A 585-nucleotide genomic window follows, 5' to 3' on the forward strand; every position below is an offset into this window, starting at 1 on the left:
GCCCTGGCTGGCGGCGCGGGTGCCGCACAACAAGTCGGCCAGGGCGAGCTGGCCGTTGCCTGAGACGCCCGCAATGGCGACGATTTCACCGGCCCTGAGTTCGAGCGAAACGCCATCCAGGCGGTCTTGCCCCGCATTGGCCGTGCTGACACCTTCCAGTGTGCAGACCGGCAGGCCGGTTGACGGCGCGGGGCGGCGCTGTGTGCTGGTGACAGCATGGCCCACCATCCATTGCGCCAGCTGCGCCTGGCTGGTGCCGGCGGCTGGTGCTTCGGCCACCAGCTTGCCACCGCGCAGCACAGCCACACGGTTTGACACGCGCAGCACCTCGCCCAGCTTGTGACTGATGAAAATGATGGACAGGCCCTGCGCCACCATCTGGCCCAGCGTGCCGAAGAGCGCCTCGCTTTCCTGCGGCGTCAGCACGGCGGTGGGTTCGTCCAGGATCAGGATGCGTGCGCCGCGGTACAGGGCTTTCAGGATCTCGACCCGCTGGCGTTCGCCGACCGAGAGGCTGCCCACTTTGGCATCGGGCGCCACGGGCAAGCCAAAGCGCTGTGCCACCTCCAGCAATCTGGCGCGGGC

General features: G+C 68.4%; 1 protein-coding gene. It reads right to left on the reverse strand.

Annotation, left to right across the window (positions count from 1 at the left end):
* On the reverse strand, window positions 1-585 hold a 585-nt coding region (locus AC1DWI_RS25845), incomplete at both ends, for an ATP-binding cassette domain-containing protein (protein ID WP_477726283.1).

It is taken from the genome of Polaromonas sp. P3_C2, assembly GCF_056402675.1.